Here is a 20000-nt window from a genome sequence, read left to right as displayed (position 1 = left end):
TTATGTCTTTGTGGCATGAACGCTAAACGTTTGCGCGATAGGCAATTTTCTGCATACCGCTACAATCTAAATTGATAATAAAAGACTTAAAGAGACAATTATGAGTTTCAACGCCCCTGTCAAATCTATGGAATATTTGCTGAAATACAGCGTTGATATGGAGGCGCTTCGCTCTCTCCCTGTATTTGAAGAGATTAGCGAAGAGCTTGTGAGTGACATTTTGACAGGAGCGGCCAGTTTTGCACGCGATGTTATTGCGCCTACAAATTGGGGGGGAGACCAAAACCCCGCACAATTAAACGGAGATGACGTCATAGCTTCACCTGGTTTTAAGCAGGCCTATGATTCTTATGTCGAAGGTGGTTGGCAATCCATGTCTACACCGGCGGACCTTGGCGGTATGGGACTTCCAAATGTCGTCAGCGTAGCGACAGCGGAAATGATATATGGGGCAAATATGGCCTTTGGTCTTTGCCCAATGTTAACGTCAAGTGCTATGAAAGCGATTGCAGCTCATGCAGATCCAGCTTTGCAGGAAACCTATCTCCCGAAAATGATAACCGGTGAGTGGAGTGGGGCGATGTGCTTGACTGAACCACAAGCAGGTTCAGACCTAGGTCCAGTCCGTACCAAGGCAATTGATAACGGGGACGGTACCTACGCTATCTCTGGGCAGAAAATATTCATTACTTGGGGCGATCATGATTGCGCTGAAAACATTATCCATTTGGTTCTCGCGCGATTACCTGACGCACCTGAAGGGTCCCGAGGTATCTCTTTGTTTCTTTGCCCTAAATACTTCGTCAATGCAGATGGTTCACTAGGAAATAGAAATAATTTCAAAGCTATAGGGTTGGAACATAAACTTGGCATTCATGGTTCCCCGACTTGTACTATGGAGTTTGATGGTGCGACAGGCTGGCTTGTGGGTGATATAAATCGTGGATTAGCCTGTATGTTCACTATGATGAATGAGGCACGATTATATGTTGGCGTACAAGGTGTCGCGATTGGTGAGCGGGCCTATCAAGGCGCATTGAAATTTTCTCATGAACGTGTGCAGGGCAAACCAATCGATGGAGGCAGCGATGATCCTATTGTCGGTCACCCAGATGTACGCCGAATGCTGATTGACATGAAGACCCGTTTAATGGGAGCGCGTGCCATTGGCATGGCGACAGCCCATGCGGTAGATGTAGCAGAAGCAATTGCAGATAGTGACGAGGCTAAAACTGCCCATGCTCGAAATGCATTGTTAACGCCAATCGCAAAGTCATACGGCTCAGATACGGGAGTTGATGTTTCTTCTATTGGTGTGCAGATTCATGGGGGTATGGGATTTGTTGAAGAAACAGGGGCCGCACAACATTACCGTGATTCACGCATTGCCCCGATTTACGAAGGTACAAACGGCATCCAAGCAATCGACCTTGTTGGCCGTAAAATTCGTCGCGATGGCGGCGAAGCCATGCGGTTGCTGATTTCAGATCTGAAAGGCATCGTAACTTTGGCTGAACAGGCGGGTCTTGATGTTTGCATTGGCGCTTTGAAGTCTGGACTGGAAACGCTAACGACTGCCACGGATCTAATTTTAAGTGCTGAAGAAAAGGATGCATTGAGCGTCGCGACACCGTTCCTTAATTTGGCGGCACAAGTGATTTCAGGTGCTTTTTTGATTAAAGCAGCTGCTAACGGACTGAACGCAAAAGACTCTCTAGCCCCAAATATGGCAACGCTTGCTCGTTATCATGCCTTGTCTATCATGCCGCAAGCCAACGCTGCGCTTGAGCAGATTAAAGCTGGTGCAGCCATTGTTTTTGATTTCCCAGAAGGGCAATTAGCGGATTTGTAGAGGCGCAATAAAATCCGTTTGTCCGTAGAAGGACTCACCTGTAGCTTTCGATTTAATTTAGTTCGTACGAGCGTGTATTAAAACAGACATTTGTGGCTTAAGTTTTGTCCGTAAAGCGTCATTCTGATTGTTCTGGCTGATTACTGTTAGGCGCTTCTTCATATGGTCTTTTATGAAGTCAAAAAAACTTCTTACCCAAGTACATTTGGCCAACCAAACACACTTGCTGTTTATGGTGCCTAGCCTCTATAGTTGCGGTTCAAGATTAAGGGACACTTTCAATGTCAGCACAGAATTACGTCAAGCGATTAACCGCGCCAGATATTACGGCCCGTAAGGGCGGTGACCCTATTGTTTGCCTTACAGCATATGATGCCCCAACGGCCACGATTTTAGATGAGCTTTGCGATTTAATCTTGGTTGGAGATAGTGTTGCTATGGTCGTACATGGCTTGACTTCCACTGTCGGCGTGACGCTTGAGATGATGATTATGCATGGCCAAGCAGTGATGCGGGGCTCTCAAAAAGCGCTAGTTGTCGTGGATCTTCCATTTGGTTCCTATGAAACTAGCCCTGAAGAGGCATTTAAAAGTGCTGCCCGTGTCATGATGGAAACAGGTTGTCAGGCTGTCAAAATTGAGAGCGGATCTTACGCAGCTGAGACGGTTAAGTATCTAGTAGAGCGCGGAATTCCAGTCATGAGTCACGTTGGCCTCCGACCTCAAAGCATGCATGTTTTGGGTGGTTTTCGTGCGCGTGGTCGCCGTCAATCTGTGGCCGATGAGATAATTGAGAATGCTAAAGCCGCGGCGGACGCTGGATCATTTGCCGTTGTCGTAGAGGGAGTGTCCGAAGAAATCGCAGACCGCGTCACAAAAGAAGTTTCCATTCCAACGATTGGAATTGGGGGGTCGGCCAAATGTGACGGGCAAATTTTGGTCACGCCAGATATGTTAGGTATGTTCGACCGCGTGCCAAAGTTCGTACATAAATTTGGCGCACAAAAGACCATGACGGCTGAAGCCGTCGCTGAATATGCCAAACGTGTAAAGGCGCGGGAGTTTCCTGGCCCAGACAATGTTTATCACTTTAAGAAATAGCTATTTAGTAGAAGATTAGCTTACACGGTGTTAATGCCCTTTGCGGTTGCGGGGAAGGCAGCAAAGCGATAGGTTCCGCCGGAATTTGAAGACGCGCTGCGCCTGACTCGTGATAAAAACGAGTTTTTCGCGTAAGCCCCATAAGAGAACAGTTCGCCGTGGTCGATTTTATCAATGAAGTTGAAGAAGAACTTCGCAAGGATGATTATAATAAGCTGTTGAAACGCTATGGTCCCGCTCTTGGCGTGATTATCTTTTTGATTATTGCTGGGACGGCTGTTTTTGAGTGGAAAAAATCGAGCGATGACCGGGTCGCCCGCGCCGCTTCGGCCAGTTATATAAGTGCCGCAGAACTCGCACAGAACGGTGAAGTAGACCGTGCTGTGGACTCCTTTTTAGCTTTGGCCGATAAAGCGCCTGCGGGCTATTCAGGTCTTTCATTGATGCGGGCCGCTACGCTTGAACTTGAGCAGGGAAGCCGTGCAAAGGCTGTTGCGCTTTTCGACGAAGCTGCCGCTCAGTTTAAATTACCGCGCCATGCCCATTTAGCCAAGTTGAAGGCCGCCTATATCTTGGCTGATAATGGTGCTTATGCTGATGTTTCTATGCGTCTCGATAGTCTGGCGGCCAAAGATGCACCTTATGAATATTTAGCTAGAGAACTTGCTGGTTTTGTGGCGTTTCAATCGGGTGACATGACTACGGCGAGGCAAGAGTTCACTTATTTGAAAAGCATACCCGGCGTACCTTCGTCGATCGCTCAACGTGCAACGCAATATCTATCGCTTGTACCTGCGGAGCTAGAAGCAGAAACTGTTGCGCCTGAACCATTAACGACCGAGCCTGTTGAAGCAGAGCTTGAAACTACTTTGCCCGATACAAATTCTAACACTATCAATGATAGTGAAAATGAAGCGGAGACCCCTCGTGAATAAGACTAATTTCCGCCAAGCCTTGGCTGTTAGCGGCCTTGCATTAGTATTGACAGGTTGCTCAACGATTTCCAGTGTAACAGACGCGATTAACCCGTTTGACAAAACAGATGCTGAAAGACGTGCAGAGCAGGGTAGTGTCGCGGGTGATAGTGATCGTATTTCTATCTTAGAATTATCAGAGACACTCGAAGTCAAAGATGACGCTGATGCTGTCGTTTTGCCTCCTGCTTATGTCAACGTGGACTGGCCTCAGGTAGGTGGAAATACAACTCATGTTGTCCAACATACAGGCGCAAGCGGCCCATTAGAAGTAAGTTGGTCTAAGGATATTGGTAAAGGGTCCGGACGGAAAACACGCGTGCTTTCGCCGCCTGTTATAGCTGGCGGTGTTATCTATACAATGGATGGTGGAAATCGAGTGTCCGCCTTTAGTGAAGCTGAAGGTTCAAAGCTCTGGGAATTCAATGTCTCTGTCGCAGAGCGTGAAAAGACCCGGGTTGGCAAAGTTGGTATTATCGAACGTATACGCGACCCATTATCTTTCACAGATGGATCTGGCCGTGATAAAGAAGGTGTTGGCGGTGGTGTCGCCTATGAGAATGGAACGCTTTTTATCTCTTCCGGCCTGGGGGCCTTGATTGCTCTTGATGCGGAAACAGGTTCTGAAAAATGGCGTTATGAAGGACGTGTGCCCATGCATTCCGCGCCCGTTATTTCTGATGGACGGGTGTTTGTCATCACCGATGATAATGAGCTTTACGCCTTTAATACGAATACCGGAGAGGTACTTTGGACCTATCAGAGTATTGTTGAAATGGCTCGTATGCTGACCTTGCCCGCGCCGGCGATCATTGATGATGTTATCATCGCGCCGTTTAGTTCGGGCGAAATCGTTGCCTTACGTGTTCAAAACGGCGGTGTTTTATGGCAAGATTCGTTAAGCTCTTCATCACTATTAACACCGCTAGCTTCGCTGAATGATATTGCAGCTGGGCCTGCTGTCGCAGATGGTTATGTCATTGCATCAGCTCAGAGTGGCGTAATGAGCGCCTTTGACCTAAGAACAGGGCAACGGATTTGGCGCCAACCTGCGGGAACAATTGGTATCCCGTTGATAGCTGGCGATTATGTGTTTTCTGTTACGACCGAAGGTCAATTAGTCTGTATGTCTAAAATTGATGGCTCAGTTATCTGGTTGCAGCAGCTCGAAAGCTTTAAAAACGCTAAAAAACGAAAAAAACGTATCGTATGGGCTGGGCCGATCTTAGCGGGTAACCGCTTATTCCTAGTGTCCTCCAAAGGCCGAACAGTCGTTGTTTCACCAACAACAGGCGAGATAATATCAGAAGGTAAAGTTGGTAAAGACGTTTATGTTCCTCCAATCATTGCCAATGAGACTATCTATATTGTGACCGATGAGGCTCGTCTCATCGCGATCCGTTAGTCGCGTTATGGTGCGCCGCGCCAAAGACGATTTGTTAGATGAACAAGGCGAGGGCGTTGGAGAACAACGCCCTGCGCGTATTGCTATTGTTGGACGCCCCAATGTCGGTAAGTCGACCTTGTTTAACCGTCTGGCAGGGAAACAACTGGCTATTGTAAATGATCAGCCTGGAGTTACCCGTGATGTAAGAGAAACCAAGTCCAAAATGCGGGGACATGCCTTGACGTTGATGGATACGGCTGGTTTTGAGAATGCTAAAGGTGACAAGATAGAAAGTCGTATGCGAGCTCAGACTGAAGCGGCTGTTATGGATGCTGATATTTGTCTATTCGTATATGATGCCCGTGAAGGTGTAACTCCGCTCGACCGAATTTTTGCTGAATTTGTCCGCAAATCGGGCAAACCTGTTGTTCTAGTGGCCAATAAGTGTGAAAGCCGTGCGGGTGATGTCGGTGCGACAGAGGGTTATTCTTTGGGGATGGGAGACCCTATCGAAGTCGCTGCCGAACATAATATCGGCATTGTCGATTTGGATGATGCGATAGAAATGGCTCTTCGTGATGTTGTATTAGAAACCCCAGAAGAGATTATAGATACGTCTGAAGCGCCCGTCCGTATTGCTATTGTGGGCCGACCAAATGCTGGCAAATCAACGCTTATAAACACTTTAATCGGTGAGGACCGCTTGCTGACAGGCCCAGAAGCTGGCGTGACGCGTGACTCAATAACTATTGATTTTGTGTGGCAGGGCCGGCGAGTGCAGTTTCATGACACAGCAGGCATGCGAAAAAAGGCTAAAGTGCAGGAAACTCTTGAACGCCTCTCTGTGCAAGATAGCCTGCGTGCAATCAAATTTGCGCAAGTGGTTGTGCTTCTTATGGATGCGACTAAGCCTTTTGATAAGCAAGACTTGCAAATTGCTGATTTGTGCGAGCGTGAAGGCCGTGCTTTGGTCATCGGTGTGACTAAATGGGATTTAGTCGAGAATAAATCTGAAAGTGCTAAGTGGTTGAGAGATGAGGCCGCGCGGCTATTACCTCAACTCCGAGGCTTGCCGGTTATTATGTTCTCAGGTTTAACAGGCAAAAGTGTCGATCGATTGCTGCCTGCGATTGAACGTGTGCAAATTGATTGGTCTGCTAAGGTCAAAACTTCAGAACTAAATGACTGGCTTTCGGAGAAAGTTCAGCGTCATCCGCCCCCTGCCGTGCAGGGACGCAGGGTGAAGCCAAAATATATTAGTCAAACCAAAACTAGGCCGCCGACATTCGTGTTGAAATGTTCTCGCGCAACTAAACTCCCTGAAAGCTATAAACGCTATCTAATAAATGGTTTGCGGGAAGATTTTGATCTCGTGGGTATTCCTATTCGCCTTTATGTCAAAGCTGATGAAAACCCATATGATAATACGGTCCGGAAGCAAGGTATGGAACCTCTTAAGGACAACCCCCGTAGAAACAGATAAGCCTTATGTTCGGCGTTCAGTCTTAGTCAGCTGAACGCCAAAAAATTTAAATACTAACTTAAAGCTTGATAATGCCTTTACCATTAACGGCATCATCGTAAGTTTTTACCATATCCTCACAGACTTTTCCTGGTTTGTAGTGAATACCGTCGATTTCACGTACAGGTGTAACCTCTGCGGCGGTTCCGACAACAAAGCATTCTTCAAAGTCGCTCATTTCATTTGGCATAATGTCTTGTTTATTGACTTTATAGCCTTTGGCTTCTGCGAGTTTGATGATGCTATCGTGAGTGATACCTTCAAGTAGGATGTCATTCGTTGGCGTATATAATTCTCCGTCTTTTACGAAAAATATATGCGCTCCAGTACATTCAGCCACGCGGCCTTTGTAATCAAACATAAGAGCATCATCCCAGCCAGTCGCTGCGGCTTTGTCCTTAGCCAGCGTACAAATCATATACAGCCCCGCAGCTTTAGACTTGCAGGGGCTTGTATCTGGAGCAGGGCGTCTCCAATCTGATATACACAGGCGGATCCCTTTCATCTTATCAGAGAAATAGCTTCCCCAGTGCCAACAGGCTATTGCTAAATGAATCTGATTGTTTTTAGAGGCAACGCCCATCATGTCAGAACCACGCCACGCGAAGGGCCGAACATATGCATCTTTCAGACCTGAGTTCGCTAATGTATCAATACACGCCTGATCAATTTCCTCTTGGGTGTAAGGTATTTCGTAGCCAAGAATATTGGCTGAATTTCTAAGCCGTTTAGAATGGTCTGAAAGCCGGAATATTTCTCCGCCATAAGCGCGATTGCCCTCAAATACAGCTGAGCCATAATGAAGAGAATGTGTCAAAACATGGACTTTCGTGTCTCGCCAATCTAAAAATTGACCATCCATCCAAATATGACCATCGCGATCATGATAGGCTTTTTCAATCATTGCTTCGACCTTTATAAAGGGAAAGGCCGCAAGGCATCTTGCGGCCATACGTATATCTCTTCATTCTTGCGTAGATAGAGGGTAAGTCAATATATTATACGGCCAATTTTGGGAATAAATTTGATGACTTTCACGCCTATGACAGAATTAGAAAGGCAGAATACGCATATTTTGATTGTCGATGATGATAACCGTATTCGATTGCTATTACAAAAATACCTTAATCGTGAGGGGTTTCGGACCTCAGTTGCTGAGGATGCAGCCAAAGCTAGATTGAAAATGCAAGGTTTGGCTTTTGACCTTCTGATTCTTGATGTCATGATGCCAGGTGAAGATGGCTTGAGCCTGGCTAAGAGTTTGCGTCAGGGTAGCGATGTTCCCATTATTTTACTCACGGCGAAGGGGCAACCGTCTGACAGAATTTCAGGACTTAGGGCTGGTGCAGATGATTATCTAAGTAAGCCGTTTGAACCTGAGGAATTACTCTTGCGAATAGACAATATATTTCGACGAGGTGGACAAGCCCCAGTATCGCAAAACGTCGTATTTGGGGATTATTCATATGACGTCTCATCCCGCCTTCTTTTAAAGAATGGAGAACGGATACGCCTTACGACCGGTGAAGATGTTTTGCTAAATATATTGGCCAAGCAAGGGGGAGGGACTGTTTCACGGTTCCAACTTTCCCAGAACATCAACGCGACATCAGATCGAGCCGTGGATGTTCAGATTACACGGTTGCGCCGCAAAATTGAAGACAACCCTGCTGAGCCAAACTTCATTCTAACTGTGAGAGGGCAGGGTTATCGCCTAATCTGCCAAGCTGGCGGCTAAATGAAAATTGGTATGAAAGGGTTCAAGCGTTATCTTCCCAAAAGCTTATTTGGTCGCGCGCTTTTGATCATCATATTACCTATTGCGGTGATGCAAATTGCTGTTGCGTATTTCTTTTTCAATGCGCATTGGGCGCGTGTAACTGCAAATTTATCTGATAGTGTGGCCGCTGACATAGCTGTGGCCACTACATTATTTAAGCAAACTCCAACGATAGAGCGCGCCCAAGATTTAGATAGCCTCCTTCGCCCAGATATGCAGCTCTCTGTTGTCTTTCGCGAAGGTGAAACTTTACCCGTTAGTCAAAGACGGCAAATGTTCTTTTCAAATTTAGATAAAACCTTGCGGCGTTCATTGAATGAAAGTCTGACCGATTCTTTTTGGTTTGATACGACCCGTTATCCAAATCACATTGATGTACGCGTGGAGGTCGATGGGGGGTATTTACGCTTTATTGCAGCGCGTGAACGCGTCTTTGCCCCTACTGGATTTGTATTCATTTTTTGGCTGATTACCGCAACTGTTTTACTGACGTTAGTCTCAGTTATCTTTATTAGAAATCAAGCACGCCCCATTCGTGAACTGGCCGATGCAGCAGAGGCCTATGGTAAAGGGAAGACACTCGGAACCTATAAACCTTCTGGCGCCTCAGAGGTGCGTCTAGCCGGACATTCATTTTTGAAAATGCGTAGCCGTATCCAGCGGCATATGGAGCAAAGAACGATGATGCTAGCGGGCGTATCGCATGACCTTCGTACGCCTTTGACGCGGCTAAAGCTGCAGCTAGCGATGCAAGAAAATACAGAAGAAGTAAGGGCCGCAAAAGCGGATATCGTAGAAATGGAGAATATGCTCAATGGCTATCTCGATTTCGCGCGAGGGTTAGAGCAAGAGTCACCAGAACGCGTGCACTTTCTGTCTTATCTTAAAGGTGTTTCAGAAGGGAAGGCGGTAGACTTAAACCAAGACTCTATACCCGATAATCTAGAGATAGAGATTCGACCGGCTTCCTTCCAAAGGGCGTTAGATAACTTAATTACGAATAGCATTAAGTACGCTAACGGTGCATCAATATCGCTGGCTTTGACCTCAACGCATGTTGAGGTGTTTATTGATGATTCAGGGCCGGGTATTCCGAAAAACCTTAGGAAAGAAGCCTTTCGAGCTTTCAGCCGTTTAGATAGTGCCCGTAGTCAAAACGTCGAAGGTGTTGGCTTGGGTCTCGCAATTGCCCGTGACATTGCGCAGCTTCATGGCGGTACATTAAAGTTGACGGACAGCCCAATGGGAGGGTTGAGAGCCGTTATTTCTTTGCCTCGGTAAGGTTTATGGAAACCCTGCGAGGTCCATTAAGGCAGAGCTAAGCGCATCTTCAGGAGATTTCCCTGCCCAAACGACATACTGACACGCAGGGTAACCACGTTCAGCCGCGTCTAATGCAGAAGCAATCAAATCCATTGCCTGTTCAGTTTTCAGCTTTGCGCCACCGCGGAGGCTTAGACTATTGCGATAAATAAGTGTCTTGAATTGAGATGAATAATCGAAATGACCAGCATCAAGATTTTCGTTTATAAGAGACATTAAACGGCAAATATCGTCTGTTCGTCCCCCAGGCGTTTTACTGTCAAACATTAGGAAGCATTGTATTTTTTCAGAAGACGCGTTCCAAATAAGGCTTATCATATGATCACGCCATAACCCTGAAATGGATATCTCAATTTCATTTTCTGAGATGCGTTCTAAATCATAACCTTCAGCAATAGACAGACGTTCGAAGACTGAAATGGGGTTGCCGCGTAAGGCATTCATTCCCGTCAATGACGGGCTAGGGCGTATGCAATGATGGTCAGCGAATGACATAAATGCCTGTCCTAAGAATAACGAATCTACAATTAAAGATTATGAACCTTTATGATTCTAACAAGCATGAATTCACGGACAGCGTGTTGATAACTAATTTTGCTTGTGGGGAAGTCTTATTTTTCGCGTCAGTGGTGTTATTCTTCAGGAGTCTCAACCCAGAGAGGGTGTTTGACCATAATGGTTTGGAATAGAGGTGATTCTATTAAGCCTGTTAGCCATAATGCTACGTTGGGCAATGGTTTGCTTTGCCACCATTCTGGTTCAGTCGCCGCAAACTGACGGATAAAAGGAAATGTAGCGATATCCGCTATGCTCTGGGCGTCATCAATGAGATATTTAGTCTCTGCGAGGGCAGTTTCCCATTTCTGTAAGCATTTGACGGCCTCAGCGCGATGCAGTAGATTTACTGACCCTCTTTGCGCGTTTGCTTCATATCTGCTGGCATATTTATAACGGTCAAGGTGATGTTTAAATGTCTCATCCATCGAACGAATGAAGTCTTGTGTTTTGCCAGTTGTGTCCCGCATCCAATTTTTAGGGTCATTATATGTCAGTGCCATATGCATGATTGCGAGGCTTTCATCTATAACCTTGTCATCCTCTGTCACAAAAACAGGGACGGTTCCTTTGGGTGAAGCCTCAAGCATAGCTTGAGGTTTGTTTCTTAACGCAACTTCACGGTGCTCATATTCCATTTCTGACACAGATAATGCCATTCTTGCTCTCATGGCATATGGGCACCGCCTAAAAGAGTAGAGTATGGCTTCTGTCATAGCTTTGAAATTAGTCCAAATTTGGGAGGGGGTGGTCTATGTTATCTTTACGCCCGATGTGCGTTTCCCCTCTTGATTTAGCGAGTTCTATTTGCCTTTGACGTTCAGCGAAGCGTGCTTTTTGTTCTTCGCTCATGTCTGCGTGACAACGATGGCATGAGACCCCTTTTATATAGAGAGGGGATGATTTGTCGGCTTCGGTTATTGGGTGACGACACGCATAACATTGGTCATACTGGCCTTGTTCAAGGTCGTGTTTTACCGCGACGCGCTGATCGAAGACGAAACACTCACCGTTCCATAGGCTTTCGTCTTTGGGCTGAGTTTCTAGGTATTTTAGTATCCCACCTTTAAGGTGGTAGACATTATCAAACCCATTTTGCTTCATGTAGGCGCTCGCTTTTTCGCAGCGAATGCCTCCGGTACAGAACATAGCCACTTTAGGTTTTTCTAAGTCTTTGCGATTATCTTCTACCCATTGCGGAAATTCACGGAATGTTTTCGTGTTAGGGTTTATCGCGCCCTCAAATGTACCAATTTCGACCTCGTAATCATTTCTGGTGTCAATCAATACCGTATTGGGGTCTGAGATTAAGGCGTTCCAGTCATCAGGATCGACATAGGTGCCTACGATGTTATTGGGGTCTATATCTTCAATCCCCATCGTAACAATTTCTTTTTTCAAGCGAACCTTCATTCGATAAAATGGGGCTTCATTTGCTTCTGAAAACTTTGCATCTAAAGTGTGTAAGCGAGGGTCAGCTCTCAAATACTGTAATATTTTATCAATTGCTTTGTCTGACCCTGCGATAGTTCCATTAATCCCCTCATGGGCTAATAAGATTGTGCCTTTGATTTCAAGCAGTTCGCACATTTTCAAAAGCCAAGGCTGTAAGGCCTTGTAATCTGGTAGGGCGGTAAAGTGATAGAGCGCGGCGATGCGATAAGTCATAGACGAGCCTCTATTATTAACAGCTAAGGGGGTCAATATGACCACTGATGTTTCTTGCTATGTCGAGTTGCCTTGAGACGGAGAATTGATATTGAGCTGAATGTCATTCAGATTCTCGTCAATGATACTCTGGTATAAATTGGTGTTTTCGATGAAGTTTAAAAGTTTTTCTGGCACGCCTTGAGATTCAAAAACGTTACGAACTGATTTTGTTAAAATTTCAGGGTCATTGCAGGTTCTGGCCAAAAACTTTATGTCCGAAATACCTTGTCCATCTGTCAGTTCCTTTTCAAGTTTTTCAAGAGAGGACGAGAGACGCATCATGGTAAAGACGCTGGGTTGTTTTCCTTGAGAATAGGCTTCGCCAGCTTTTCTAAGTGAATTCATGGCAGAATTGGTCTTCTTCTCAATTTTCTTGACCGCTTTTTCTGCTCTCGGCGCTATCCACTCAGTAGTGCAAATTTCTTCGGGATCAGGCGTGGTTGTGCAAGCTGTAAAAGAAAGGCTTATTAAAGCCAGTATGAAGGGGCTTAACGTTTGAGATTTTTTCATAGTAATTGTGTAAGCTATGGATAACAGAATGCAATAGTAGCCTTTCACACCGCTTAGGTTGGACGTTCTGGCTTTTCATAGGTTACTGCAAAAACTTACCCTTTTCATGTAAAATGTCAGTAATCACTGTTGTTAAAAAACATTTGCGAGGGTAACGACAGAACCGCTTCAAAATCAGCTGCGGCCAAAACAAACCAAGCATCATCGTATTGCGCAAATTAGTCAGGTGACCTGTATGGGGTCTGTTGCAAGAGCATTCCAACCAGAAGCACAAACTTTCAGTGATGAGGTGTCTGAGGCTGTGTGCGCACAGCTCGAGCGCGTGTTGAGGGACGACATATTTAGTGAAACAACACGTATGAAGAGGTTTCTTCGTTATGTCGTATACGAAACACTTCATGGTAGGTCTGAACAATTAAAGGGATATACTATTGGGGTTGAGGTTTTTGACCGCCCTGATGATTTTGACCCTCAAGCAGATACAATTGTAAGAGTACAAGCGGGTCAATTAAGGCGACGTCTTGACCTATATTATGCCGATGCTGGTTTAGAAGATCCGGTTCGCTTTATAATTCCAAAGGGGCAATATGCTCCAGTTTTTGAAATGCAACGAAAGGGATCAGAAAGTACTAACAAGTCCGATACTTCTATGGTGGTTACCCAATCGCAGGTTTCAAAAACCTTAAAGGACGAACTTCAAACTCGCCCAGGTATTGCCGTACTCGCTTTTCAAGATTTGAGTGAGGGAGCTGAGAATCACTTTTTTTCAGAGGGACTCACCACGGAAATCATCAATGCCCTTATACAGTTTCGTTATCTACGAATTATATCATGTTCGCCGACTATTGAGCGTAGGGGGCAGGTTGCAGATATTAAGGCTGTAGCGAAAGAATATGACGTTCAATTTGTATTGAGTGGGAGTATTAGACGCGTTGGAGATGTCTGCCGCGTGTGGGTAGATTTGTTACACGCGGAGACAGGGGAGCACGTTTTCTCAAGGTCGATTGATAAAAAATTTATACCGTCTCAAATATTTGACCTCCAAGAAGAAATTGCCTCCTATACGGCAGCAAAAGTCGCAGCGCCTTACGGCGTAGTCAATCGTTATAGTCGTAGAAATAGTCTTGCCCAGCTTGAATCAATGCCAGCTTATGATGTTGTTCTGCGATATTATAATATGAAGAACTCTCCTGCCATTTCTGAGTTACTAAGTTTGCAGGAGCGTGTTGATGCTGTTAAGGAAAAACATCCCAAGTTTTCACCTATTTTGGCAATTTGGTCATATTTAAGAACTTACCAAGTGACCCAAACGCTCTCTAATCTTGATGCCCAATTAGGATTGGATGAAGCATTAGAGGCGGCGAAGAAAGCCGTTTCATTAGATCCTGAAAATTCGATTGGTTATATGGCTCTTTATCAAGCTCACTTCCATAAAGGGAATTATGCCGAGTCTGAACGGGTCGCCCGAAGATCGATTGCTTTAAACCCAAATGATTACTCAATGTTAGCTTACTACTCTTGTACGAATGCTTATCAAAATTACCCTGAAAGGGCTCTCGCTTATCACGAGGCTTCATTGCAATTGATTGATGGGCCGCCTTCTTGGTTTTACTTCTGTAAAATTATTCTCGCATTTAGAGACAATGATTTTAAGCTTGTTTTGTCCTTACTGCCACATGACATCACACTTGCTAGCCCCTTGGGGGCGCAACGATTCGCGCTTTCTGCGATGGGGCACCTAGGAGACGCCGAACGTCCGAGAGCGATTTTGGCGGGTTTTAGAAAGGCAGATGCTGATTATGATCATAAATTAGTTAGCACGCTTAATCTCTGGCATGCGGAATCCACACTTCACAATGCAATCATTGAGGGGTTAAAGCTTGCTGGAGTTGATACAGGCACATAATCATAATTGAGACCAGTAATGCGCTACCTTTGGAAAGCGGCTCTCAGTTTCTTTATAAATTACTCATTCGCGAACTTTAGAGCGTTTATGCAATTTCGGTTAGTGGTCAAATCAGAACAATCGCCCTATGCATTTACTTAGAAATGAAACGCGTGCCTTTAATTAATACTGCGCGTGCTTGGGGAGAAGCATTAATGCCTGATTTAGAAACTTTCAAACAAGAAGCCCGTGAGTGGCTTGCAGAAAACTGCCCCGCAGAAATGCGAGAGCCTATGAAGTCCGATGATGATGCTTGTTGGGGTGGACGCAATTGGACATTCCAGAATGAAGCTCAAAAAATCTGGCTAGAGCGTATGGCCACAAAAGGTTGGACAGTTCCAACGTGGCCCAAAGAATATGGTGGAGCGGGATTGTCACGAGCTGAAGAAGTCATCCTCTTAAAGGAAATGGCGCGCATAAACGCTCGTTCCCCTCTCTCTAGCTTTGGTATTTGGATGCTAGGGCCGGCGCTATTAAAATTTGGGAATGAAGAACAGAAAAAAGAACATCTTCCTAAAATAGCGCGCGGGGAAATTCGTTGGTGTCAGGGGTATTCTGAGCCAAATGCAGGTTCAGACCTTGCCGCTTTGGCAACCAAGGCTGAAGACAAAGGTGATCATTATTTAGTCAACGGCCAAAAGGTCTGGACATCTTATGCCGATAAAGCGGATTGGATTTTCTGTCTCGTTAGGACTGATAATACAGGCCGTAAGCATGATGGTATATCTTTCCTCCTTTTCGATATGGAAAGCGAGGGCGTAGAAGCTCGGCCCATTACTTTGATTTCAGGTAAATCGCCTTTCTGCGAAACTTTCCTTAGTGATGTTAAGGTCCCCAAAGAGAACCTCATGGGCGAAGAAGGTAAAGGCTGGACGATTGCGAAGTACCTTTTGACTCATGAGCGTGAAATGATTGGCGGGCAGGGCGAAGGGACAACGCGACCAATGCACGAAATTGCCGCTGGATCCGTTGGTCTTGAAAACGGTGTCCTGTCAGATCCTATGCTTCGGTATAAAATTGCTGAAGCCGAAATCGATGAGTGGGCGTTCAAACTCACAATGGAACGAAAATTAGCTGAAGCAAAAGCAGGAGCCTCGTTGGGGGCAGATAGTTCTATGCTAAAGTATTATGGTACCGAGTTAAACAAGCGTCGTTACGAGTTGATGATGGATGCTGCAGGGCATGACGGGTTGGAGTGGGAAGGTGAGCGTTCTACCGAGGGTAAACTCCCACGAGAATGGCTGCGAACAAAGGCTAACTCAATTGAAGGCGGTACTTCAGAAGTGCAGCTGAATATAATTTCCAAACATATCCTTCAGCTTCCAGGAGCTTAATTAATGTCTCTTTTATTAAACGACGATGAGAAGATGCTTTCAGAAACCGCCGAAGGTTTCTTCAAGGATAAAGCACCTGTAAGCGCACTTCGTAAGTTGCGTGATGAGCGTGATGAAAATGGCTACTCAAAATCGCTGTGGTCGGAAATGGCTGAAATGGGATTCGCGGGCGTATTAGTGCCTGAGGAGCAGGGCGGCGTTGATATGGGTGTGAAAGCGGCGGGCCTGTTGGCCGAGCATATGGGGCGTAATCTGAGCGCCACACCATTCTTTTCAAGCTCTGTGTTATCAGCAACGGCCTTAAAAAATAGTGGCGGAGACTTAGCGAAGTCTTGGTTGGAAAAAATTGCCAGTGGCGAAGCGGTTGTAGCGCTAGGCTTGGATGAGGGGCCTAAACACAACCCGCTCGCTACGCAGACAAGGGCCACGCGCTCGGGTAACGGATTTAAGATTTCTGGCCATAAAACAATGGTGATTGATGCTCATATTGCTGATGCACTTATAATCGTAGCGAGAACAAGCGGCGAAGAAGGGGATCAAAATGGTTTAAGTCTGTTTTTAGTCGAGAAAGATGCCAATAATTTAGATGTTGAGCGAACGATAATGGTGGATAGCCGTAACGCTGGCCGACTGGTTTTGAATGATGTCGAAGTAACCGCAGATGCGTTGCTCGGTGAGGTTGATAACGGAATAGAAATCTTAAAACATGTATTGGGTGCTGGCCGTGCGGTCTTGTCCGCTGAGTTGCTTGGTGCTGGGTCTAGAGCCTTTGATGATACAGTGGCTTATATAAAAGAACGAAAGCAGTTTGGTAAAATTATTGGAGAGTTCCAAGCATTGCAGCATCGTGTGTCGCATCTGTATTCTGAGTTGGAGCTATGTCGCTCGGCCGTCTTTGGCGCTTTATCTGCTATCGATGCCGGAGACGAAAGCGCTCTACAATACGCAGGAATGGCTAAGTCTAAACTTGGGCAAGTGGCTAAACTTGCAGCTCTCGAAGGTGTCCAAATGCATGGTGGTGTAGGGATGACAGACGAATATGATATTGGTCTTTTCCTAAAACGTATTCGAGTTTTACAGGAGTTACTGGGTGACGGAAACTATCACCTAAATGATTTCGCTGTGAATCAAGGATATTAACTTTCGGGTTGTTGAAAGCGGGTGTGCTAGTTCACACCCGTTGCAAAGCTTTGCTCCTCCATTGGGCTTGCGACCAACATAGCCCAATAGGTTGAATATGTCGTTTTAGGTTCATAGACGAGCGCTATTCCGAAATCGATGACATCATCACGTAATAAGTTTTCATTGTGACCCGGACTATCTTTCCAAGCTTGAAAGACTTTTTTCCAGCTTTTTTGGCCTGTTGCTACGTTTTCTCCGGCTATCATGAAATAATAGCCCTGTCGTTGAACGCGATCTCCGTGGCCTGAACCATCAGTGCCTGTGTGAGAAATTATGCCGGCCTTTGCTAAGTCTTCAGCATGTACTTTTGAGGCTTTATTGAGCTTTGTGTTTAATTTTAATGCGCCTAAACCAAACTCAGCGCGGTATGCGTTAAGGTCAGCAATAGCGACTTTGAGGTCTAAAGGCTCAGGTGGAATGGAAGGGAACACAGCGTTCTTGCCAAACCCATTATTTAAGCGGCAAACCATTTCTGGTTTGGTGACATCAGCTTGGTAAGTCACGGCGCCGCGACATTTCTTATCACTTTTACAAAGCTCTGAACATTCTTCCTGCGATCTCACATCTTTAATGGCATATGTGCCATCATCTTCTTTAAAATCGCTTATATTTTCCTCTGCAGACATTGCTGAGGTTGAAGACAGGAGCAGGGCTCCGATGGAAAGGACAAACTGATTAATGCGCATGATAGAATAAGGCATAATTCATCTCCGACATTTGAAAAGTTAGGATGTCAGTGAAAACCTTATTAAAAGTTATTTTTCTGATTAAGATTTCGTTAGAAAGCCTTAAAGTATATGAGGAACTAATTATCTACCGGCTGTAGACGGGCCAGATGGCGGGGTTCTGGCCCCGCTGGCCATGTCACGCTCAGTTTGGAATGCCGACGCCAGTGACTGGTAAAAGGCCATTTGCTTTCGAGTCTCTTCGTTAGTTATCGTAATGTTTGGGGCCTTAAGAGGCCGTGCTTTCAATCCTTTATGGGCCTCTTCCATATAATCCTTCCAAATGTCGGCAGGTAACAATCCTCCAGTGACTTTTTTCATGGCGGAGTTGTCATCGTTACCCATCCATACCCCCGTTGTGTATTGGCTTGTGAAGCCAATAAACCATGCATCACGGTGATCTTGCGAAGTACCTGTTTTGCCGGCGGCTTCATGCGATTTAAGTTTTGCTCCGTATCCCGTTCCCGTGTCTATTACGTCACGTAAAACCGAAGTCATTTGTCGGGCATAGGGTACAGGATATGCACGATTCGGCTGCCTTATGCGTCGTTTATAGAGTTGCCTTTTTGCAGTGTTTGTAATCTCAGATATAAGATAAGAATTGTTCAGAAGGCCTTCATTCGCAAACACGCTATAGGCCGTTGTAAGTTCGAGTAGATTGACTTCCGATGCGCCTAGAGCAATAGAATATTCGGCCTTTAGAGGCGTTCTAATACCGAATCGTTTGCCAATCTCCACAACACGAGAAGGGCCAATTTCTGCTCCAATTTGTGCGGCTATCGTATTGATAGAGAGTTTGAGGGCCTCACGTAAAGTCATAGGACCGCGATATCTGCGTGTGTAGTTTTCTGGTTCCCATCCTGCAATTTCTGTCGGTTGATCAATACGAATCGTACCAGGGGTGAAACCGTCCTCTATAGCCGCTGCGTAAACAAATGACTTGAAACTAGAGCCAGGCTGCCTTTGGGCTTGGCTTGCGCGATTGAACTTTGATGTTTTGTAATCGCGTCCACCAATCATCACTCTGATTGCACCGTCATTGTTATCAATACTGACAAGAGCAGCCTCCGATACATCTTTTGATTCTGCGTGCTCTTCTAAAACTTTGTGGACAGCTTGGTGGGCGATCAACTGTCGTTCTGTATCAATCGTTGTTCTGATAATTAAGTCTCGGGATTTGCTGCCGACAAGTTCTGCCGCGCGTTCCGTGATATAATCAAAGGCATATCCAATATTTCCTTCTTCCAAGAGAGGGTTAGAGTCTTCAATTATTTCAGGGGGGGAGTTTCTGGCCGCAATCTCTTCTTCAGGCGTAATATAGCCCAATTGGGTCATACGATTAAGGACTAAATAAGAGCGTTCAAGCGCGCCTTTTAGGTTTCTTGTGGGGTCATAGCGGCTTGGAGCTTTAGGTAAAGCTGCTAAAAGCGCAGCCTGAGAGATTGAAAGTTGACGGGCACTATGCCCAAAATATTTTTGGGAGGCAGCTTCAACGCCATATACCTGCAGGCCTAGATTTATTCGGTTTAGATAAAGTTCTAAAATTTCGGGCTTGCTTAGACGAGCCTCCATGTCACGCGCCAAAAGCATTTCTTGCACTTTTCGGCGGTAAGTTTTTTCTGGCGATAACACCATGTTTTTAACAAGCTGTTGTGTGAGAGTCGAAGCGCCTTGTGACTTTTCTCCCGTGGCTGTGTTATTTAACAACGCTCGCATTATAGCTTTGTTGTCGATACCTGCATGATTATAAAAGCGTTCATCTTCTATCGCCAAAAAGGCTTCAGCGATGTGATTGGGCATTTGGTCGAGCTTTAATGGCTCGCCAATGTATGGGCCGCGGTGGCCAATAACCCGCCCGTCTTTATCGAGAATTGTGATGTTCGGTTTTAAGTTCATTTCCCACATGGTGGCTTTGTCTGGTAGGGAAGGCAGGCCATCAAGTAAGTAGTAACGAGCTTGAAAGTAGCCAAGCGCCAGCAAAACGCTAAAAACCGCCAAGATGGAAATCCATATTGCACGTTTTCTGCGGTGGTCATTGTCATTCGCAACGTCTATGTCAGCGCGATAGGTTGGCATAATTTCCATATAGTGTAAGGGGCCT

Annotated in this window: 17 protein-coding genes; 10 read left to right on the top strand and 7 right to left on the bottom strand. The window is 45.7% G+C overall.

Features of this window, described 5'->3' with window-relative positions:
• Nucleotides 1–100 precede the first annotated feature (100 nt).
• The 5 genes from DES40_RS04485 to der all read left to right on the top strand — a co-directional run bounded on the left by DES40_RS04485 (nt 101) and on the right by der (nt 6796).
• Complete coding sequence (locus DES40_RS04485) at nt 101–1852, top strand: acyl-CoA dehydrogenase (protein WP_121099343.1); 1752 nt, start codon at nt 101–103, stop codon at nt 1850–1852.
• A gap of 281 nt (nt 1853–2133) precedes the next feature.
• Entirely contained in the window at nt 2134–2952 is an 819-nt protein-coding gene (panB, locus tag DES40_RS04480) for a 3-methyl-2-oxobutanoate hydroxymethyltransferase (RefSeq protein ID WP_121099342.1), read from the top strand.
• Nucleotides 2953–3110: 158 nt separating this feature from the next.
• Nucleotides 3111–3887: a tetratricopeptide repeat protein gene (locus DES40_RS04475; protein WP_170144881.1), complete on the top strand. Its 777-nt coding sequence runs from the start codon at nt 3111–3113 to the stop codon at nt 3885–3887.
• Nucleotides 3880–5331 (top strand): PQQ-like beta-propeller repeat protein, encoded by a 1452-nt coding sequence (locus tag DES40_RS04470; RefSeq protein ID WP_170144880.1) that lies wholly within the window; start codon nt 3880–3882, stop codon nt 5329–5331. Before DES40_RS04475 ends, DES40_RS04470 begins: the two co-directional genes overlap by 8 nt.
• A 7-nt stretch (nt 5332–5338) precedes the next feature.
• On the top strand, nt 5339–6796 hold the full coding sequence (gene der, locus DES40_RS04465) for a ribosome biogenesis GTPase Der (protein ID WP_121099339.1): 1458 nt from the start codon (nt 5339–5341) through the stop codon (nt 6794–6796).
• 58 nt (nt 6797–6854) lie between these two features.
• On the opposite strand, the gene DES40_RS04460 is transcribed toward der, so the two are convergent.
• Nucleotides 6855–7739 (bottom strand): branched-chain amino acid aminotransferase, encoded by an 885-nt coding sequence (locus DES40_RS04460; RefSeq protein WP_121100420.1) that lies wholly within the window; start codon nt 7737–7739, stop codon nt 6855–6857.
• A gap of 123 nt (nt 7740–7862) precedes the next feature.
• Here DES40_RS04460 and DES40_RS04455 point away from each other — a divergent pair, with 123 nt between their 5' ends.
• Both DES40_RS04455 and DES40_RS04450 read left to right on the top strand, forming a co-directional pair.
• Complete coding sequence (locus DES40_RS04455; RefSeq protein ID WP_233345417.1) at nt 7863–8573, top strand: response regulator; 711 nt, start codon at nt 7863–7865, stop codon at nt 8571–8573.
• On the top strand, nt 8574–9896 hold the full coding sequence (locus DES40_RS04450) for an ATP-binding protein (protein ID WP_233345415.1): 1323 nt from the start codon (nt 8574–8576) through the stop codon (nt 9894–9896).
• A 3-nt stretch (nt 9897–9899) separates the two neighbouring features.
• Here DES40_RS04450 and DES40_RS04445 read toward each other — a convergent pair whose 3' ends face one another.
• The 4 genes from DES40_RS04445 to DES40_RS04430 form a co-directional block, all read right to left on the bottom strand.
• The gene (locus DES40_RS04445) at nt 9900–10433 is read right to left on the bottom strand and encodes a type III secretion system chaperone family protein (protein WP_121099338.1); all 534 of its coding nucleotides are present in this window, start codon (nt 10431–10433) and stop codon (nt 9900–9902) included.
• Between the two features lie 137 nt (nt 10434–10570).
• Nucleotides 10571–11209, bottom strand: coding sequence for a glutathione S-transferase (locus DES40_RS04440; RefSeq protein WP_121099337.1), 639 nt, complete (start codon nt 11207–11209; stop codon nt 10571–10573).
• Between the two features lie 10 nt (nt 11210–11219).
• On the bottom strand, nt 11220–12161 hold the full coding sequence (gene trhO, locus DES40_RS04435; RefSeq protein ID WP_121099336.1) for an oxygen-dependent tRNA uridine(34) hydroxylase TrhO: 942 nt from the start codon (nt 12159–12161) through the stop codon (nt 11220–11222).
• Between the two features lie 57 nt (nt 12162–12218).
• Nucleotides 12219–12761: a hypothetical protein gene (locus tag DES40_RS04430; RefSeq protein ID WP_147405849.1), complete on the bottom strand. Its 543-nt coding sequence runs from the start codon at nt 12759–12761 to the stop codon at nt 12219–12221.
• Nucleotides 12762–12948: 187 nt separating this feature from the next.
• On the opposite strand from DES40_RS04430, the gene DES40_RS04425 reads away from it, so the two are divergent.
• From DES40_RS04425 to DES40_RS04415, 3 genes are all read left to right on the top strand, one after another.
• On the top strand, nt 12949–14619 hold the full coding sequence (locus DES40_RS04425) for a tetratricopeptide repeat protein (protein WP_121099334.1): 1671 nt from the start codon (nt 12949–12951) through the stop codon (nt 14617–14619).
• Between the two features lie 194 nt (nt 14620–14813).
• The gene (locus tag DES40_RS04420) at nt 14814–15992 is read left to right on the top strand and encodes an acyl-CoA dehydrogenase family protein (protein WP_121100414.1); all 1179 of its coding nucleotides are present in this window, start codon (nt 14814–14816) and stop codon (nt 15990–15992) included.
• A 3-nt stretch (nt 15993–15995) separates the two neighbouring features.
• A complete protein-coding gene (locus tag DES40_RS04415) occupies nt 15996–17132 on the top strand; it encodes an acyl-CoA dehydrogenase family protein (protein ID WP_121099333.1) in 1137 nt (378 codons plus the stop codon).
• A 26-nt stretch (nt 17133–17158) separates the two neighbouring features.
• Here the strand turns inward: DES40_RS04415 and DES40_RS04410 are convergent, their stop codons facing one another.
• Both DES40_RS04410 and DES40_RS04405 read right to left on the bottom strand, forming a co-directional pair.
• The gene (locus tag DES40_RS04410) at nt 17159–17875 is read right to left on the bottom strand and encodes a CAP domain-containing protein (protein ID WP_121099332.1); all 717 of its coding nucleotides are present in this window, start codon (nt 17873–17875) and stop codon (nt 17159–17161) included.
• 108 nt (nt 17876–17983) lie between these two features.
• Nucleotides 17984–19984: a transglycosylase domain-containing protein gene (locus DES40_RS04405; RefSeq protein WP_121099331.1), complete on the bottom strand. Its 2001-nt coding sequence runs from the start codon at nt 19982–19984 to the stop codon at nt 17984–17986.
• Nucleotides 19985–20000 lie beyond the last annotated feature (16 nt).

This window comes from Litorimonas taeanensis (genome assembly GCF_003634015.1).
Taxonomy (GTDB): domain Bacteria; phylum Pseudomonadota; class Alphaproteobacteria; order Caulobacterales; family Maricaulaceae; genus Litorimonas; species Litorimonas taeanensis.
Note: the sequence above shows the minus strand (reverse complement) of the source record. Positions and strands in the feature narration are given on the sequence as shown.

What these genes read in the sequence shown, in the direction of transcription:
- DES40_RS04445 (WP_121099338.1), bottom strand. Translation starts at nt 10,433, where the DNA reads ATGTCATTCGCTGACCATCATTGCATACGCCCTAGCCCGTCATTGACG.
- DES40_RS04415 (WP_121099333.1), top strand. Translation starts at nt 15,996, where the DNA reads ATGTCTCTTTTATTAAACGACGATGAGAAGATGCTTTCAGAAACCGCC.
- DES40_RS04420 (WP_121100414.1), top strand. Translation starts at nt 14,814, where the DNA reads ATGCCTGATTTAGAAACTTTCAAACAAGAAGCCCGTGAGTGGCTTGCA.
- DES40_RS04455 (WP_233345417.1), top strand. Translation starts at nt 7,863, where the DNA reads ATGACTTTCACGCCTATGACAGAATTAGAAAGGCAGAATACGCATATT.
- panB (WP_121099342.1), top strand. Translation starts at nt 2,134, where the DNA reads ATGTCAGCACAGAATTACGTCAAGCGATTAACCGCGCCAGATATTACG.
- DES40_RS04450 (WP_233345415.1), top strand. Translation starts at nt 8,574, where the DNA reads ATGAAAATTGGTATGAAAGGGTTCAAGCGTTATCTTCCCAAAAGCTTA.
- DES40_RS04405 (WP_121099331.1), bottom strand. Translation starts at nt 19,984, where the DNA reads ATGGAAATTATGCCAACCTATCGCGCTGACATAGACGTTGCGAATGAC.
- trhO (WP_121099336.1), bottom strand. Translation starts at nt 12,161, where the DNA reads ATGACTTATCGCATCGCCGCGCTCTATCACTTTACCGCCCTACCAGAT.
- DES40_RS04425 (WP_121099334.1), top strand. Translation starts at nt 12,949, where the DNA reads ATGGGGTCTGTTGCAAGAGCATTCCAACCAGAAGCACAAACTTTCAGT.
- DES40_RS04410 (WP_121099332.1), bottom strand. Translation starts at nt 17,875, where the DNA reads ATGCCTTATTCTATCATGCGCATTAATCAGTTTGTCCTTTCCATCGGA.
- der (WP_121099339.1), top strand. Translation starts at nt 5,339, where the DNA reads ATGGTGCGCCGCGCCAAAGACGATTTGTTAGATGAACAAGGCGAGGGC.
- DES40_RS04460 (WP_121100420.1), bottom strand. Translation starts at nt 7,739, where the DNA reads ATGATTGAAAAAGCCTATCATGATCGCGATGGTCATATTTGGATGGAT.
- DES40_RS04485 (WP_121099343.1), top strand. Translation starts at nt 101, where the DNA reads ATGAGTTTCAACGCCCCTGTCAAATCTATGGAATATTTGCTGAAATAC.
- DES40_RS04440 (WP_121099337.1), bottom strand. Translation starts at nt 11,209, where the DNA reads ATGACAGAAGCCATACTCTACTCTTTTAGGCGGTGCCCATATGCCATG.